This window comes from Dielma fastidiosa (assembly GCF_000313565.1).
Lineage (GTDB): Bacteria > Bacillota_I > Bacilli_A > Erysipelotrichales > Erysipelotrichaceae > Dielma > Dielma fastidiosa.
In genome coordinates this window covers 308626-324079 of record NZ_HE578923.1, presented here as the reverse complement: position 1 = coordinate 324079, position 15454 = coordinate 308626, and the positions used below count along the sequence as shown (strand labels likewise).

The 15454-nt window shown below is 38.7% G+C and carries 17 protein-coding genes and 2 pseudogenes; 8 read left to right on the top strand and 11 right to left on the bottom strand.

The features are described 5' to 3' along the window. Positions 1–39: 39 nt before the first annotated feature. The 6 genes from DAHG_RS01895 to DAHG_RS01870 form a co-directional block, all read right to left on the bottom strand. Positions 40–987 (bottom strand): beta-propeller fold lactonase family protein, encoded by a 948-nt coding sequence (locus DAHG_RS01895; protein ID WP_022936626.1) that lies wholly within the window; start codon positions 985–987, stop codon positions 40–42. A 96-nt stretch (positions 988–1083) separates the two neighbouring features. Beyond that, positions 1084–4326, bottom strand: coding sequence for an ABC transporter permease (locus DAHG_RS01890; RefSeq protein ID WP_022936625.1), 3243 nt, complete (start codon positions 4324–4326; stop codon positions 1084–1086). Between the two features lie 3 nt (positions 4327–4329). Next, positions 4330–5034, bottom strand: a complete 705-nt coding sequence (locus DAHG_RS01885; RefSeq protein ID WP_022936624.1) for an ABC transporter ATP-binding protein — start codon at positions 5032–5034, stop codon at positions 4330–4332. 39 nt (positions 5035–5073) lie between these two features. Then, positions 5074–5481, bottom strand: coding sequence for a GNAT family N-acetyltransferase (locus DAHG_RS01880; RefSeq protein WP_022936623.1), 408 nt, complete (start codon positions 5479–5481; stop codon positions 5074–5076). Positions 5482–5536: 55 nt separating this feature from the next. Next, a complete protein-coding gene (locus DAHG_RS01875; RefSeq protein ID WP_022936622.1) occupies positions 5537–5845 on the bottom strand; it encodes an AzlD domain-containing protein in 309 nt (102 codons plus the stop codon). After that, positions 5838–6551, bottom strand: coding sequence for an AzlC family ABC transporter permease (locus tag DAHG_RS01870; RefSeq protein WP_022936621.1), 714 nt, complete (start codon positions 6549–6551; stop codon positions 5838–5840). Before DAHG_RS01870 ends, DAHG_RS01875 begins: the two co-directional genes overlap by 8 nt. 152 nt (positions 6552–6703) lie before the next feature. On the opposite strand from DAHG_RS01870, the gene DAHG_RS18465 reads away from it, so the two are divergent. Genes DAHG_RS18465 through DAHG_RS01855 form a run of 3 tightly spaced genes read left to right on the top strand, consistent with a single transcriptional unit; the run spans position 6704 to position 7881 of the window. Next, a complete protein-coding gene (locus DAHG_RS18465; RefSeq protein WP_022936620.1) occupies positions 6704–6886 on the top strand; it encodes a spore coat associated protein CotJA in 183 nt (60 codons plus the stop codon). After that, positions 6876–7661 (top strand): spore coat protein CotJB, encoded by a 786-nt coding sequence (locus DAHG_RS21960; RefSeq protein WP_022936619.1) that lies wholly within the window; start codon positions 6876–6878, stop codon positions 7659–7661. The genes DAHG_RS18465 and DAHG_RS21960 overlap by 11 nt, the downstream gene beginning before the upstream one ends. A gap of 1 nt (position 7662) precedes the next feature. Further along, positions 7663–7881: a manganese catalase family protein gene (locus tag DAHG_RS01855; RefSeq protein WP_022936618.1), complete on the top strand. Its 219-nt coding sequence runs from the start codon at positions 7663–7665 to the stop codon at positions 7879–7881. 116 nt (positions 7882–7997) lie between these two features. Here the strand turns inward: DAHG_RS01855 and DAHG_RS01850 are convergent, their stop codons facing one another. Beyond that, a complete protein-coding gene (locus DAHG_RS01850) occupies positions 7998–9053 on the bottom strand; it encodes an acyltransferase (RefSeq protein WP_022936617.1) in 1056 nt (351 codons plus the stop codon). A 270-nt stretch (positions 9054–9323) separates the two neighbouring features. Between DAHG_RS01850 and DAHG_RS01845 the strand changes: the two genes are divergently transcribed. Beyond that, the gene (locus DAHG_RS01845) at positions 9324–9683 is read left to right on the top strand and encodes a hypothetical protein (protein ID WP_022936616.1); all 360 of its coding nucleotides are present in this window, start codon (positions 9324–9326) and stop codon (positions 9681–9683) included. Positions 9684–9783: 100 nt separating this feature from the next. Here DAHG_RS01845 and DAHG_RS01840 read toward each other — a convergent pair whose 3' ends face one another. From DAHG_RS01840 to DAHG_RS21075, 3 genes and pseudogenes are all read right to left on the bottom strand, one after another. Beyond that, positions 9784–10617 (bottom strand): LptM family lipoprotein, encoded by an 834-nt coding sequence (locus DAHG_RS01840; RefSeq protein WP_022936615.1) that lies wholly within the window; start codon positions 10615–10617, stop codon positions 9784–9786. A 115-nt stretch (positions 10618–10732) separates the two neighbouring features. Further along, positions 10733–11077: pseudogene (locus DAHG_RS18460) on the bottom strand (phage holin family protein); the annotation flags it as partial. A gap of 163 nt (positions 11078–11240) precedes the next feature. Further along, positions 11241–11414: a hypothetical protein gene (locus DAHG_RS21075; RefSeq protein ID WP_022936613.1), complete on the bottom strand. Its 174-nt coding sequence runs from the start codon at positions 11412–11414 to the stop codon at positions 11241–11243. A 119-nt stretch (positions 11415–11533) separates the two neighbouring features. Here DAHG_RS21075 and DAHG_RS01825 point away from each other — a divergent pair, with 119 nt between their 5' ends. The 3 genes and pseudogenes from DAHG_RS01825 to DAHG_RS18450 form a co-directional block, all read left to right on the top strand. Beyond that, on the top strand, positions 11534–13087 hold the full coding sequence (locus DAHG_RS01825; RefSeq protein ID WP_022936612.1) for a recombinase family protein: 1554 nt from the start codon (positions 11534–11536) through the stop codon (positions 13085–13087). A gap of 393 nt (positions 13088–13480) precedes the next feature. Continuing rightward, positions 13481–14422 (top strand): Fic family protein, encoded by a 942-nt coding sequence (locus DAHG_RS18455; protein ID WP_161650493.1) that lies wholly within the window; start codon positions 13481–13483, stop codon positions 14420–14422. 40 nt (positions 14423–14462) lie between these two features. Beyond that, positions 14463–14861: pseudogene (locus DAHG_RS18450) on the top strand (manganese catalase family protein); the annotation flags it as partial. A gap of 41 nt (positions 14862–14902) precedes the next feature. Here the strand turns inward: DAHG_RS18450 and DAHG_RS01810 are convergent. Beyond that, positions 14903–15139, bottom strand: a complete 237-nt coding sequence (locus DAHG_RS01810) for a helix-turn-helix domain-containing protein (protein WP_022936609.1) — start codon at positions 15137–15139, stop codon at positions 14903–14905. 102 nt (positions 15140–15241) lie between these two features. Here DAHG_RS01810 and DAHG_RS01805 point away from each other — a divergent pair, with 102 nt between their 5' ends. Next, positions 15242–15448 carry a hypothetical protein gene (locus DAHG_RS01805; RefSeq protein ID WP_022936608.1) on the top strand — a complete coding sequence of 69 codons (207 nt, stop codon included), beginning with the start codon at positions 15242–15244 and terminating at the stop codon, positions 15446–15448. Positions 15449–15454: the final 6 nt, after the last annotated feature.

Genomic DNA, 15454 nt, shown 5'->3' with positions numbered 1-15454 from the left:
TTATCTTGATTGCTCAGCTTTTTTAATACCATTTACATCCTATTGAGGGAACGCTTTAATACATACGATTTTAGGCAGCTTCAGCGTATCCACCGTTTCCCGCAAGGCCATGTCAGCATTCAGCGCTACACTGTCGATGCAGTCACTGTCCTGATAAGCGATCAGCATATATTTTTCATCCTCACTCAGCAGAAAATCGCGCGGTGTTTGATGATTGCAGTGATAGATTTCATTCAGCTCCAGCTGACCATTTTTCATCACATGAAAGTGTACGATCAAATCCTGGCCGCGGGTAGATGCATAGAGATGGCGGCCATCCTTTGACAATCTGATGGCAGCACCTGCTGATGACTGTGTTTCATCCATCAGCATGGAAAGCTGCTGGACAATACTTAAATCACTCAAATCAATCACAAAGATTTCATTGCTTAATTCACTAACCGCGTATAAATAATGATCCTGTGCATCGGATACAAGATGTCTTACACCGCTGCCCTTAGGGAAATCAATTCGTTTCAGCTCATTCAATTCATGATCCAGCACAATCAGCTGATCCAAACCAAGCGCCGATAAAATCAAGCGCTGATCAGCCTTATCAAACCAAGCGCAGTGCATCTTTGCCCCATCGCCAAATACCAGTCGTTTTACTAATGTTAATTGTCCGTCATACGCATAAATATGGGCTGTTCCCTCATGATAATTGGTAGTTACCAAATGTCTGCCATCATGTGAGAAACACAGATAACATGCTGGTTTTTCTGACTCCTGAATTTCCTGGAGCAGCTTGCCATTATGATCATAAAGACCTATGCCGCCCTTTCCCGCTGTCTTTTGAATAGTAGCCAGCACATGATTATATGAATCAAAATACGTTGTGTAATCAGCCTTAATCAGCGTCTGCGGCTTACTGAAACGGCCATGATCTAAACCCGCTGCCACAATACCTGTGGTTGGAACACTTGGATAGCCGCCAAATAAATAATTCATTGCCTTTCCTCCTTGTTTAAGCAAAGTGTATCATAGTTAGCATGAAGTTAACATTTTGATGCCTAAAGAATTGAAAGACGGCTGCCCGTCTTTCAATTATTCAACTGATTTTAATGATTCTACCATCGGAATTGTTTTCAGTTTATGATGCATGACTTTCGCTACCAGCCATGAGAAGAACATCGTGATAATTACTGAAAGGACATAGGACTGAAGCAGAATCGTTCGGCCAAACATGACTGAATCCAGTTCCGCAATACTCATGATCAAGCGATGCAGCAAGGTGCCCAGCGCTAAACCGGCTAATGCGCCGATAAAACTCAAAATCAGATTTTCACGGAATACATAAGAGGATACTTCATTGTCATAGAAGCCCAGAACTTTAATCGTCGCGATTTCGCGAATCCGCTCAGAGATATTTACATTTGTTAAATTGTAAAGCACAACGAAGGCCAATAATGCCGCTGAAATGACCAGCACGACAACGACAAAACCAAGACTCTTAATCGTATCCGCAAAAGAATCAGCCGTACCGGAATAGAATACAACACTCGATACGCCATCTATTTTAGTGATATGATTGCCGAGATTTTCTTCAACCTGACTTTCTGTACTGTCCGTTTTCACAAACAGATTCGTAGCCTTGCTGGTAAAGCCATAGGTTGCTTTATAACTTGCCTCAGACATATAAAGATAATGACCAACATAATTCTCTACAATGCCGACAACTTTAATTTTCTTGACTAGATCATCACTGTTTTCGCATTCAATTAAATCGCCGATACCTACGCCTAAGTCATTGGCCAGCTTTTCACTGATAACAGCTCCGTCATCCGTAATTTCAACGGGGGTATGGCTCCGTCTTGTACGCAGGCTGACAAACTCCTTAAACTTATCAACATCGGTAGGAACAATGATCGTAACGCTTTGCTCCTTACCTTTGACATCTATAGTACCATTGTATTGGGCGATTTCCATCGTATCACTCACATGGCTGAATTGTTCAACGGTTTTCATAATGTCTTCCTTTTCAACCACATTTAAATTCTTTTCAAATTCAATATTAACTTGATAATTCTGAATTTCTTCAAACTGTTTCGGAACGATATCACCGATTGAATCCTGAATACCAAAGCCGGCCACTAATAATGCGGTACAGCCTGAGATGCCAATCACCGTCATAAAGAAACGCTTCTTATACCGAATTAAATTACGCACTGTAACCTTCTTGGAGAAAGAAAGATGCTTCCAGATTAAAGGGATACGTTCAAGGAAAACCCGCTTGCCGTTTTTTGGTGCTTTAGGCCGCATCAGTAAAGCTGGTGTTTCCATTAATTCTTTATACACGGCCGCAATCGTCGCTCCCAAGGTGATTAAAATCGCCGCTAAAGATGCCTGCAAGGCAAAGGATGGGATAAACTGTAGCTGCACCGGCGGCAATTCATACATGATGTTCCATGCTGTATAAATAACCGTAGGGAAAACCGCAAAACCAATCAATACACCGACAACACTGCCGCCAAAGCTGGATAAGAAAGCATAACAGAGATATTTAACCGCGATTTTCACTTTGCTGTAACCAAGCGCCTTTAACGTACCAATTGTTCCCCGCTGCTCATCAACCATACGAGTCATCGTTGTCAGACAGATTAACGCGGCGACTAAGAAGAAGAATAACGGGAAAACCTCGGCAATCGCGCCCATGCGATCGGCTGCTGAGCCATAGTCCATATAAGAATAATGCGATTCACGATCCAATACATACCACTCACAGTCTTCAATTTCAAGGATATCCGCTTCCGCATTTTCCAATTCTTCCATCGCATCCAACAGCTGTTCATCCGTGATGCGGCGGTTTTTCGCCAGCTCATCGACACCCTTATCATAAGCTGCCCAGCCATCATCAAGGGTTTGCTGAGCATCCCTAAACTGCTGATTCGCGTCATCAATCTGTTTATTCAAATCCTTTTCCGTTTGATCCAAGGCCGCTTCATTCTGCTGAATCTCAGCCTTGCCGGCCATCAGCTGCTGCTCCCCAACATTGAGCTGACTCATTACTTCATCAACTGGAATTTCTAAATCAGCTAATGATTCATCGATTTTCGCGATTCCCGCTTCCACCTGTTCTAACTGTGCCATCGCCATCTGTTTTTCAACCTCTGACATAGCTGGATTACTTAAAGCGAGTTTTAGCTGTTCCTGATTTCCTACTAATTCCTGACGCTTAGCCTTGGCCTCATCAACCTGATCCAGCGCGTCCTGAATTTGAGCCAGTGCCTCACTTTTCTGTTTTTCAAAAGCCAGCACCTGCTGATCATAGCTGCTCCAGGCATTCGCAATCTGCATCCGGCCATCTCGAAGCTGCCGCTTTGCCTGTGCAATCTGAAGATCAAAATCACGTTTCTGCTGATCAAGATCCGCCCCGCCCTGCATCAGATCCACAAAGCTGCGGTCTAAGGTCTTCTGTGCCTCAGCTAACTGCTGATCCGCCTCATTCTTAGAAGTATAAAAAGCATTCCAGCCATCCACATAGGCATGATAAGCACTGTTTTTTACATCCTCGCTGCGGATCTTAGAACGAATTTTACCTAATGCTTCCAACTGATCAGTAATAGGATCAATCACATCAAAATAATCATCATCATAAGAATTCAATTCCTTAACATTATCAATCGTTAAGTAAATATCCGTATAAATATCCTGATCAAAAGCACTTTCCGGTATCATCAAATAACCTGAAATCGTACCGCTGCCGATATTGGAGCTGCCTTTTTGATAAGAGAGATAATAAGGATTATTTACTTTACCTACAACCGTAAATTCCGTAGTCTTCAAACTATCTGACAGTTCATCATCATTACCGCTGTTTAAAGTCAGCACCGTACCGATATCCGCATCAAAATGCGAAATCTTGCCTGCCTCAATCACACACTCATTTTCATTTTCAGGAAGTCTGCCTTCAATCAATACAGCCTGATTCATATAATCAGGATTATTGGGATCAAGATTATCCGGCAGCGTCAACACCTTCATTACATATTCCTGAGTATTCTGTTTAACTAATACATCTAATGTATGCGTGGCAAAAAGTCCCTTTACTCCGGGAATTGCGCGTATTTCCTTGACATCATCTTCAGTAAAACCCAAGGTAGACAAAAGACGGATATCCATCAAATTATAGTCATCAAAATAACTGTCGGCGGTACTCTTCATGATTGGCGCACTGGCTTTTACACCAGCAAAAAAAGCAACACCGATGGCAACTATGGCAAAGATTGAAAAGAAACGGCCAAGGCTCTTGCGAATTTCCCTCAGCGTATCCTTAATCAGCATTCTCATTGTTTACCACTCTATGCTTTCTACCGGTGTCGGCGTTTCATTTTCCGTAATGGATGCGATACGGCCGCTCTTTACTCGTATTACTTTATCTCCCATCGGCGCGAGAGCCAAGTTATGAGTAATAACAATAACGGTCATATTCTGCTGCCTGCACGTATCCTGAAGCAGCTTTAAAATAGCTTTGCCGGTATTATAATCAAGCGCGCCGGTAGGCTCATCACAAAGCAAAAGCTTTGGATTCTTCGCTAAAGCACGGGCAATGGCAACTCGCTGCTGTTCACCGCCGGAAAGCTGAGCCGGAAAATTGTCACGACGGTCATACAAACCAACATTAGTTACCGTTTCTAATACATCCAGCGGATCATGGCAGATTTCTGTAGCTAATTCCACATTCTCAACAACCGTCAGATTTTGTACCAAATTATAAAATTGGAATACAAAACCGATATCATAGCGTCGATAGGTTGTTAATTTTTTCGCGTTAAAATCACTGATTTTCGCGCCATCAACGATGATTTCACCGCTTGTAGGTGAATCCATACCGCCTAAAATATTCAAAATCGTTGATTTACCCGCCCCGCTGGCACCGGCAATAACGACAAATTCACCTTTTTCAATCTGAAAATCAACACCGGCAAGGGCAGGGATTTCAACCTCACCCATCTTATAAATTTTCTTTACATCCTTAAATTCAATAAATGACCCCATAATGATCTGCCTCCAATCATTGGTTCCATTCAGCTTTATTTATTTAAGCTTTATGTAACTGCACATATTATAACTGCCCACTTCCACATAGCCATTCTTTTCATAGAATTTTTTCAGTTCCATTACCGCATCACAAAGCAGCTGTTTCTGACGAATCCGCGGATACATTTCATCGATCTTAGCTAACAGCTGAGAACCGATGCCGCGGTTTTGATACAGCGGATGAACCAAGAGATCCTGAATCAAAAAGATCGACGTATAATCCGTTAACGCCCGCAGAAAGCCCACACAGTGATGATCCTGATAAACGGCCAGCTTGACCTGTGAATTATTAAAGCTAAAACGCAGATTTTCAAGATTTTTGCAGTATTCCTGCCAGCCTGCCATTTTATATAAATCAACTACTTCATCAAAATTAATTTCATCATTCATTTTGAAACGCTGCATATAAATCTCCCCTTTATAGTATTATACAATATTTTAAAGAAATGCGCTTGTTTCTTTAAATTCCTATCAGCCATTCAGCAAGATATACCGTAATGACTGCCCCAATCGCAACGATCAGCAGACCGCGCTTTTTATACGCAAGCCACAATGCCGCCAGACAGCCGGCACTTGCCGATGCTAAGGAGCGGGTAGAGGTGAAAATATCCGGGAATGTCATTGCCGCTAAAACAGCATAGGGCACATAATACAAGAAGGATTGAATGAATTGATTTTCAATCTTTTTCCGGCATAAGACCATCGGCAGCATGCGGATCAGATAAGTTGTAACTGCCATGATGGCAATACTGATCAAAATTCTATTCATGAGCTTCCTCCTGACTGATTGGATAACGAAGTGCTGCCAATGCCGATGCGGTTATGGTTACGATGATAATCACCCAGCCGCTGGTAATCTGATTCAAGAAAGGCAGGAAGCGGAAGGCTAAGCTTAAGGCAATAGCAATAATCAAGACGTAACGAATTGATTTCATGCTTTCACAGGGCGGTATAATAATTGCTAAAAACATGCCGTAGATAGCAATGCCCAAGGCGCTGGATAACGCGGGACTCATCATGTTGCTGGCATAGGCACCCAGAAAGGTTCCCGCCGCCCAGCCAAGATAAGGAATTAGAATAACGCCGGCAAAATAAGCAGGTGTCAGCTTTTCACGGCGCTGCATGCTGACCGCAAATATTTCATCGGTAACGCCAAAGGAAATGGCAGCTCGTTTCCCGGTAGTGATATGCTCACCAATTTTTTGGGAAAGTGACAAGGACATTAATGAATAACGAAGATTAATGATCAGCGTTGTCATAGCTAATTCAAGGTAGGTTCCCTGATTTAAGATTAAGGTTAATCCGGCAAACTGTCCGGCACTTGTAACATTGCTCATCGACATCAGCACTGCTGTCCAAATTGGCATCCCGCTCTGACGCGCCAGCATCCCAAAGGCAAAGGAGACTGAGATATAACCCAGACAGATAGGCAGTCCATCTTTTAATCCTGATATAAATTCATTCCGCTTTTCCATGCACTCACTCCAAGTCTTCACTTTTGTTACAATTATAGCAAAAATTCATCTAAATAAAATACTTAAAATTGATAAATATAGGTATCTCCCCATTCGCAATACTTAGAGTTCCATATGTTAGAGTGAGGTTAGACTCAGAAAGGATGAATACTATGAACAATTATCGAGGTAGAGTATGCGATGGACGTCCGATGGCAATGGCTTATGTCAGAAAACAACCTTGGCGCCGTATTTATAAGTCCGAAGTAGCTTTACAGAGAGGTACTTTATTCAATGATTTGGATAAACCGTTTAAAGGTTATAAGATTGGAGGCTGCGGCTGCAATGGGAAATAGAAATTGTAAAGAAGATCGTTTGTTTGATTTCACAATGGATGATCGTATGATGGGCTGCGGATGTGACGGCGGCGACTATAACAACGGATGCTGTGATTATAATAATGGCTGCAGCGATTATCATAATGATGATTATGGCTGCGGATGTGATGATGGCTGTAATAATTGCTGTGACACAAACTGCGGATGTGATTGTGATCCTTGCAATAATCAATGCTGTGATCCTTGCTGCGACTGTGATCCTTGCAATAACCAATGCTGTGATTCAAACTGTGGCTGCGGATGCACTGACAACTGCTGTGATCCTTGCGGCAATGACTGCGGGTGCAATAACAATTGCGGATGCAGCTGTGGCTGTAATAATGGCTGCAACAATAATTGCGGATGCAATAATGGCTGCCAAACTAGCTGTGATAACGAATATAACTGTGATGTTGATGCTGCTGACAGCGACTCAACATGGTATGATGAAGTACGCAGACCACATCGTCCTGATTGCGGATGCAAGCCTTCTGAAGAACAATGCCGCCGCTGCCGTGAATTGAAAAAGCGGATTCAGCATTTAGATTTTGCCTTACAGGAAGTAACTCTGTATCTGGATATGCATCCATGTGACTGCCGTGCGCTGAGATATTATCATCGCATTAAATGTGAATTAGATAAGTGTATGGCATTATATGAAAGACATTGCGCACCAATCAGCAATAAGGGTAATGAAAATCAGTATGAGTGGGAATGGGCACAGAGCCCTTGGCCATGGGAAGGACAAGAGTAATATGTGGAGATATGAAAAACGATTACAGTATCCGGTCGAAATAAAGCATACGGATCCTAAATTAGCAAAAATGATTATTTCGCAGCTTGGCGGACCTGATGGTGAATTAGGTGCATCTTTGCGTTATCTGAATCAGCGGTATGCAATGCCGTATCCTAATGTAGCAGCGTTGCTGACTGACATTGGTACTGAAGAATACGCGCATGGATGGTGGAAGTAATATAAGCTTAATACACTGGCTGTATATTATTGTTCATTATAAAATAGTAAGACTCACCCTTAGTTAAGGAGTGAGCCTGTGTTAATCAATAGGATAATCTATATAATCATTTAAAGTTACTCATTTTCAAGTAACCTTCGAGAACCGCGAACATGAAAAAGCCGTTTAAATAAAGGTATAATAGCTAATAAGCGAACTAAGATGTAACTAAAAGCAAAAATTACAAAGCTGTAAAGCACCACCCCAAGTAAACGGTTTCCGATGTTTAATAAGTAAGTTTGAATGGGGATACATAGCCATAAGGTTATACCATGAATTAAATAAATGCCAAAGGTAGTTTCACCTATATAGTACATAATCTGATTAAATTTAATGGATAACGTTTTTGTTTCGTATAATTGATAGACAATTTGAAAAACACAGATGGCAAGTATAACGCTGGACCAAACACACGCTCTGTCGAGAAGTAAAGTAAAAGATCCAAAGTGTTTTGTTTCAAATATATTGTAGAAGTAACAAAGAATCATTGTAACGCATAATACAATAGCATAGAAACGAATTGATTTTCGATTTTCTTGGATATGTGTTAAATAGTAGCCTAAAAATAAAAAGCCAATCTCAGGGGTTAAAACCGGCAGCACAAAATAGGGTGAGACAAAGGGGAATAAATGCCATGCGCCTAAAAACGGCAGACATGCCATAATCACAAACCATATCGTAAGAAGATATTTAAAATCAGTCTCTTTTAATGCATGCACTAATTTTTGAAGAATGGGAAGCATGACATAAATCCCCATCAAGGTATACAGATACCAATATGCCACAAAGGCCGGTTCATGAATCATTGAAGCAACCCATGAAATTAAAGAAAATTCTCTTTTTTCAATAAAAATATAAACAAATAGACTAAATAAAATAATGACAGCCGCCAACGGCAGAATTCTTTTTTTCCATACACTGAGATAATCTTCTTCCCGCTCAAATAATAAAGCACCGCTGATCATTAAAAAAATAGGTACGGCAATTTTACTGAAGGTAAGATAAGCCATTCCTAATGTTGCGGAGAAATCCATATTATACCCGATAAATGAATCCTTCACCGTATGATTAGCAATAACTAAAAAGCAAGCTAAAACTCGCAAAAAATCTATATAATGCCAATGTTTCTTCATATTTCCCCCTGATTGTTAAATTTATTATAAGATATTGACACTTTTTAATCAATGTTTTGTATGTTTATAAATCTGAAACATGTGATTTTCTGTACCTGACTGAGACAAAAGAATCAAACAATTCAGAATATTCCCTTTAATACAAAAATTTATAAGGATCATACTTAAAATAAAAACGGCTTACCCTCAATTAAGAGAGTAAGCCAATTTTTAGATTAAGATTTAATTGGATATGTAGTTGTATTACCTTCTGGTTCAAACGCAGGTCAAATGGCTACGAGCACTTGGATCGAAAATATTTATTATGTACTTTCGGATGGTAAGATGGCCAAAAACTGTCAAATTTTGTATAATGGTAAATATTATGCGTTCAATAATTCTGGCGAGTGCTTGAATACTTCAGGTCAATCCTCTCAATATAATAATGATGACTATTATTATATGACTGGATCAATTAAATTGAATAATGTTTTTTACATAAATGATACAGAATCAGGCAACTCACCTGATTATGGTTATGTAGAATACGCAGGTGGATGGAATGGGTGGATTGCTGACGGTTCAGAATGGTATTATTACGAAAATGGTGTAAAAGTATCTGGATGGAAACAGACTAGCGATGGATGCTGATCTCTACTGATATTAGCAACTTCTAATGGAAACAAACTAATTTCGTTGCCTTGACTATCTTTTAATTTTGTATAATGTTTCATATTACTCCTCCGCAAGTCTATAAAGACTTGATTATTAGTTCAGTTTCTGTTTTAGCATAAGGATAACCTTGTGTGTTATCTTCACAATAATAATTTTTCATAATGCATACTAACTGATTTTGATTATTCAGCATCAACAATGATTTCTCATCAATCTTGATTGCATCATCAAAATAACAAGGGCGATCAATAACCTGACTGTATCCTTCGTGAAGTTCACAAATAGAGATGTTTTGGTCACTTAATGCTTGAACAAGCTGTTTTTCAACTTTTGCAAAATCTAAATCATATCTTGATAATAAATCGGCATTTCTAAGAATTTCTCCAGTAGTCAAATCAATATTATAAACATTAATTTGAACTTCCTCCTCACCATAAATGAGCACTGTTCTAGTTTCTACTGAAAGTATATCATCAGCAATATAGTATCTGGTGCGTGACATTGCATATGTTGCAACTGTCTTTTTATTATCATAGTATGATACTGTCTCATATGCTTTGTACAATTGGTTTGTAATTGATTGATTTAACGTTTTGATGTTAGATAAGTCAATATTAATAATTGGCATTTCTATATTTAACATGTTGTTTTCATTGTAGTAAGTAACTGCCATTGCTTCATAATCTGAAAGTTCATAGTTATAAACCAGCGGCTCATCAAAATACACCCAATCCTTATTTTCATCAATTTTTTTAACATACTTAATTTCTTCCGGCTTCTCCTGTTCCACAGGCTTTTCAGGCTGTTCAACAACCGGCGGTTCTTCTGGCTTCGCTGCCTCCGTCGGGCCTTGCTGAACACATCCTGCTATCATTGCCATCAATAAGAAACTTGTTAGTATTTTTTTCATAATATCCCACCTCGTTACTATAAGTATACGAGAATTATCAGGATATTTCTAGGTTACGGCGGATGACTCCACGGTTTTGATTTATTCATTTTCTTTATCCTTAACGTTTACAGCGTCAACAGCTGCTGATCCTGATCTCAATGAGATGCTTAAACTTATCGACCAATGCGATCAGGAAGCCCGGCAGTGTCATTTCCATCTCGATCAGGTTTTCCAGAATACTGATCAGTTCGTTGAAGATCAGCCAAAGACTCACTAGCAAGCCGAAGAATGTATCAGCTGGTATGATGATTCCAACTTGTTCTGCTACATTAATAATCACCCAATCACAGACAATGGCTACCGCAACTATGACGGCATAAAGCAGCTTCTTTACGATCCCCCACAAACCCACGGAGGACTTGATTTTACCGTGATAGCCGACTGATATGATACCGGTGATATAATGCATAATAAAAGCAGCACAAGCACAGGAAACAGGATTCCTAGCTGCGCTGCTATAATCGTCATAAAACCAATAAACCCAGTCTTAACAATGACCGGGTCTGCTTTTTCAAATAAATTTTTCATTCTCTATTTCCTTACAATATACAAAATATTTCTACAAATTCACAATATCAACATTAATAATTATCACCTTGCTCTTTTTTTGTATTAAGTGCCTGGCACTCTTTATTTATATAAAATAAATATTTTGCAAAACCTTTATAGATGGCCTCTGATTTATCGCGATCCACACAATTATCATCATAAAATTCAACATGTATCGACCCTAAATCAAATTCTTTAACTTTCATTTTATCACCTGCTTTATTGTATGGGCTTTGCTGCATCTTGTGACAGGAGCAATTAGCTCTTCAATGCATTATCAACATCTGATAATACATTTCATAAGATACTATAAGGAAGTGATGATGTGGAACAGTATTGCCTATATCTTCGAAAATCAAGAAGTGATCAAGAAGCTGAAGCACGCGGCGAAGGTGAAACACTAGCCAGACATGAACAAGCGCTCTTAAAACTGGCTGAACAGCATAATTTGAATGTCTTAACGATTTATCGCGAGGTAGTATCCGGTGAGACCCTTGCTGCCAGACCGATGATGCAGCAGCTCCTTCACGAAGTGGAACAAGGTATCTGGTCAGGCGTCTTAGTCATGGAAGTCGAACGTTTAGCACGTGGTGATACAATTGATCAAGGTATAGTTGCACAAGCTTTCAAATTTTCTGATACCAAAATTATCACACCCATGAAAACCTATGATCCAAATAATGAATTTGATGAAGAATACTTTGAGTTTGGTCTATTCATGAGCCGCCGAGAATATAAAACGATTAACCGCCGGCTTCAGCGCGGCCGCAATGCCTCAATTAATGAAGGTAAATATGTCGGCAGTATACCGCCCTTTGGCTACAAGCGCATCAAACTTGAAAATGATAAAGGCTTCACCCTGCAGCCTGATTTACAGGAAGCTGAAGCGGTCAAATTGATTTTTGAGTGGTATGCAGGTAAAAATGGTGAACAGCTTGGACCTGCCTTAATTGCTCAGCGGCTTGATCAGCTTGGTATCAAGCCAAGAAAGAACAATCATTGGTCAGAATCATCGATACGCAATATTCTAATCAATCCCGTCTACATTGGCATGACTAAATGGCAGACACGCGCTCAAGTAAAAAAATCAATTAATGGTTCCGTAAAAAAAACACGGCCGCGCAATCATCATCCACTATTAGTAAAAGGGCTGCATCCGGCTATTATTGATGAACAGCTTTTTCATCAAGTGAATAAAAAATCAGATTACACTACGCCTGTCAATCGTTCACAAAATATACAGAATCCTCTCGCTTCAATTATTGTTTGCGCCAAATGCGGACATAAAATGGTACGCCGACCTTATGTGAATAAACCAAGCATGCTTATCTGTCGGCAGAAAGATTGCGATAATATTGGTGCTTCCTTAGAGCTTGTTGAACAAACACTGATAGCTGCCTTAAAAGAATGGGTGAAAGATGTAAAAGTTACCTCTGATAATCTTACTGTATCACCAACAAATACCCTTTCATTAAAGATTAAACAACTTACAGCTATTGATAATGATTTGAAAATTGCCTGCACCCAAATGGATAAAACCTACGATTTACTTGAACAAGGCATCTATTCGATTGAGAAATTTTCAGAGCGTTTCAATACCTTGTCAGATAAGATACAGCAACTTCAAATCCAACAGGAACAACTTGCTTCAGAAATAAAGAAAGAAAAGGAAGAGATTAAACATCGCTCAGCTGCTTTACCAAAAGTAGAAAAACTCATTGATATCTACTGGGCTATTGATGATCCTGCTATCAGAAATAATCTGCTAAAAGAAATCCTTGACCACGTATCTTATAGTAAAGATACACGCATGAAAAAAAATCAGACAGAAGCTAATTTCACGCTTAAGATATATCCTCTCATACTGCCCAAAGATTAAACTAATCAAATAATCATAATATTTTTATTTATAAATAGTTTTTTTCTTTAATAACTATAAAAATTATAGTTATTTTTATAGTTATTGGATATAATATAGGTAGTTACCTATAAAAAGGAGAGATTATTTATGGAATATGAACTGCTATCAGCTATTTATTATAAAAAACCCGAGAAATATAATGATTATTATCAGCATAGACTGACAAGTGCTGCTACCATCTTGCTGCCTTTTTCAATTCATAATAATCCCGCCTTTTTTGTGAATATCCCTGAAACTACTAAAGTTCTCATCAGCATTTACAAACACTCAGCACTCATTGATAACCAATGTGCTTCCTTACCTTCTATCGCAATCAATAACTTCATTAATAAAGCATTAGTCGAGGAAATCATGATTACTAATGAAATTGAAGGTATTAGAAGCACAAAAAAAGAAGTTGAATCAGCAATCAGCATCGCTAATAATCCGACAAACAATAAAGCAATTCGATTTGAAGGATTAGCGAAAAAATATGTAAAGTTAATGAATGATGAACATTTATCAATTAAAAATTGTCAAGAAATCAGAAACCTCTATGATGACATCGTCTTAGCAGAAATTGATCACATAAACAAACCTGATGGACAGATATTCCGTAAAGAAGCTGTATCCGTTTATTCAAGCACCCAAAAAGAAAAGCATAGAGGAATTCTTCCTGAAGCTAATATTATTGAAATGCTAAATAAAGGTTTGGAATTATTCGATGATGATCAAATACCCACATTGATATCAACAGCTATTTTTCATTATTTATTTGGTTATGTTCATCCCTTCTATGACGGCAATGGCAGAACAAGCCGTTTTATAAGCAGTTATTTCCTAAAATCAGAATTGAATATTTTATTAGCTTTACGGCTTTCATATATTATTAAAGATAATAAAAATGATTACTACAATGCATTTGATACATGCAATGACCAAAAGGATAAAGGAGATCTTACCCCTTTTGTAGCTATGTTTCTAAATCTAATTAATAAAGCGGCTTTAGACATTTACCAACGGTTGGATACATTAAATATAAAACTTAAATACTATAATGATTTGCTGCATTCTTCACGTTTAAACAAAAAAGAACAAGCACTGCTGTTTATCTTAGTACAGGATGCTTTATTTGGTGAAGGACACATCACTCGCAGGGACATTGCGGAAACCATGGAGATCAGCACTGCTACGGTGAATGCATTGATTGCAAAACTATCGCAAAGCATATTTATTGCTTGTAAAAAGGAAGGTAAACACAACGTGTATGAGCTTGATTTAAACAGCTTGGAAGAATACATTAAAAACATTTAAAATTTAAGCATATGTCTACCCTCAATGTGCGTACGAACTAGCACACATGGAAATCATCAGCGCTATTGTAAGACAATTAACCAGCAATTTATCAATGAAAGACATTAAGGGCACTGACTTTGAAGCTTATTATGTTGATCATACAGCAGGTGTTTACCCTGTTTCTGCGGCTGGAGATGCCTTTGTATGTCATTATTTCCAATCCAAAGGTGATCCTGTCACTGATTTGCATGAAGACATGGCTGCCGAGCAAAAAGCACGTACAACTTATGAAAATCTGCTTCGTTTAATTAAAGATGAAGATGTACGCAAACCAATCGAATTCCTTCGTCAGCGTGAAATCGTACACTATCAACGTTTTGGTGAAGCTCTTGAATTTGTCAGAAATGATCTCGACTGCACAAATTATTACGCTTATAACCCTGCATTTGATAAATAGCCTCTATTTAACACAAATACCCGCCTGCCAGCGGGTATCTTTTATTTATCTTCTTCATTCTCAGGCGGAATATACTCCAACAAATCATTCAAAGTGCAGCCAAGCGTATTACATATTCTAGCTAACACATCTATATCAAGGCGCGTAATCCTATTTTGACAATAATTATTAATCTGAGAACGCTGCATTTCAGCACGATGACTCAACTTATTCTTACTCAAACCAGAAGCTTTTAATAAAGCATCTAATTTAATGATAATTTTTCCATGATCTTCCATAGGCCATCCTCATTTCATTTACAAGTATAGTGTACCTATGTTAGAATATATTTATAAGTTCTAATTAATCTTGTCAGACTTGTTATACAATAGGAGGTTATTATGCGTTTATTCAACACTATATCAAAAAGTGAGAAATCACGGCGGATTCATAAAGTATTCCGCTTCTATTATCTTAACCCAAGTCAAGAAGCACTTGCGCTCTATGATCAATATCATGCTCATAAATCAGAAGCTTTGATTGATCAGCTGCGACAGCTTATTCTTGAAGAAACTGATTCACAAGAAATTCATACATACCTTGATTAAAAGCCG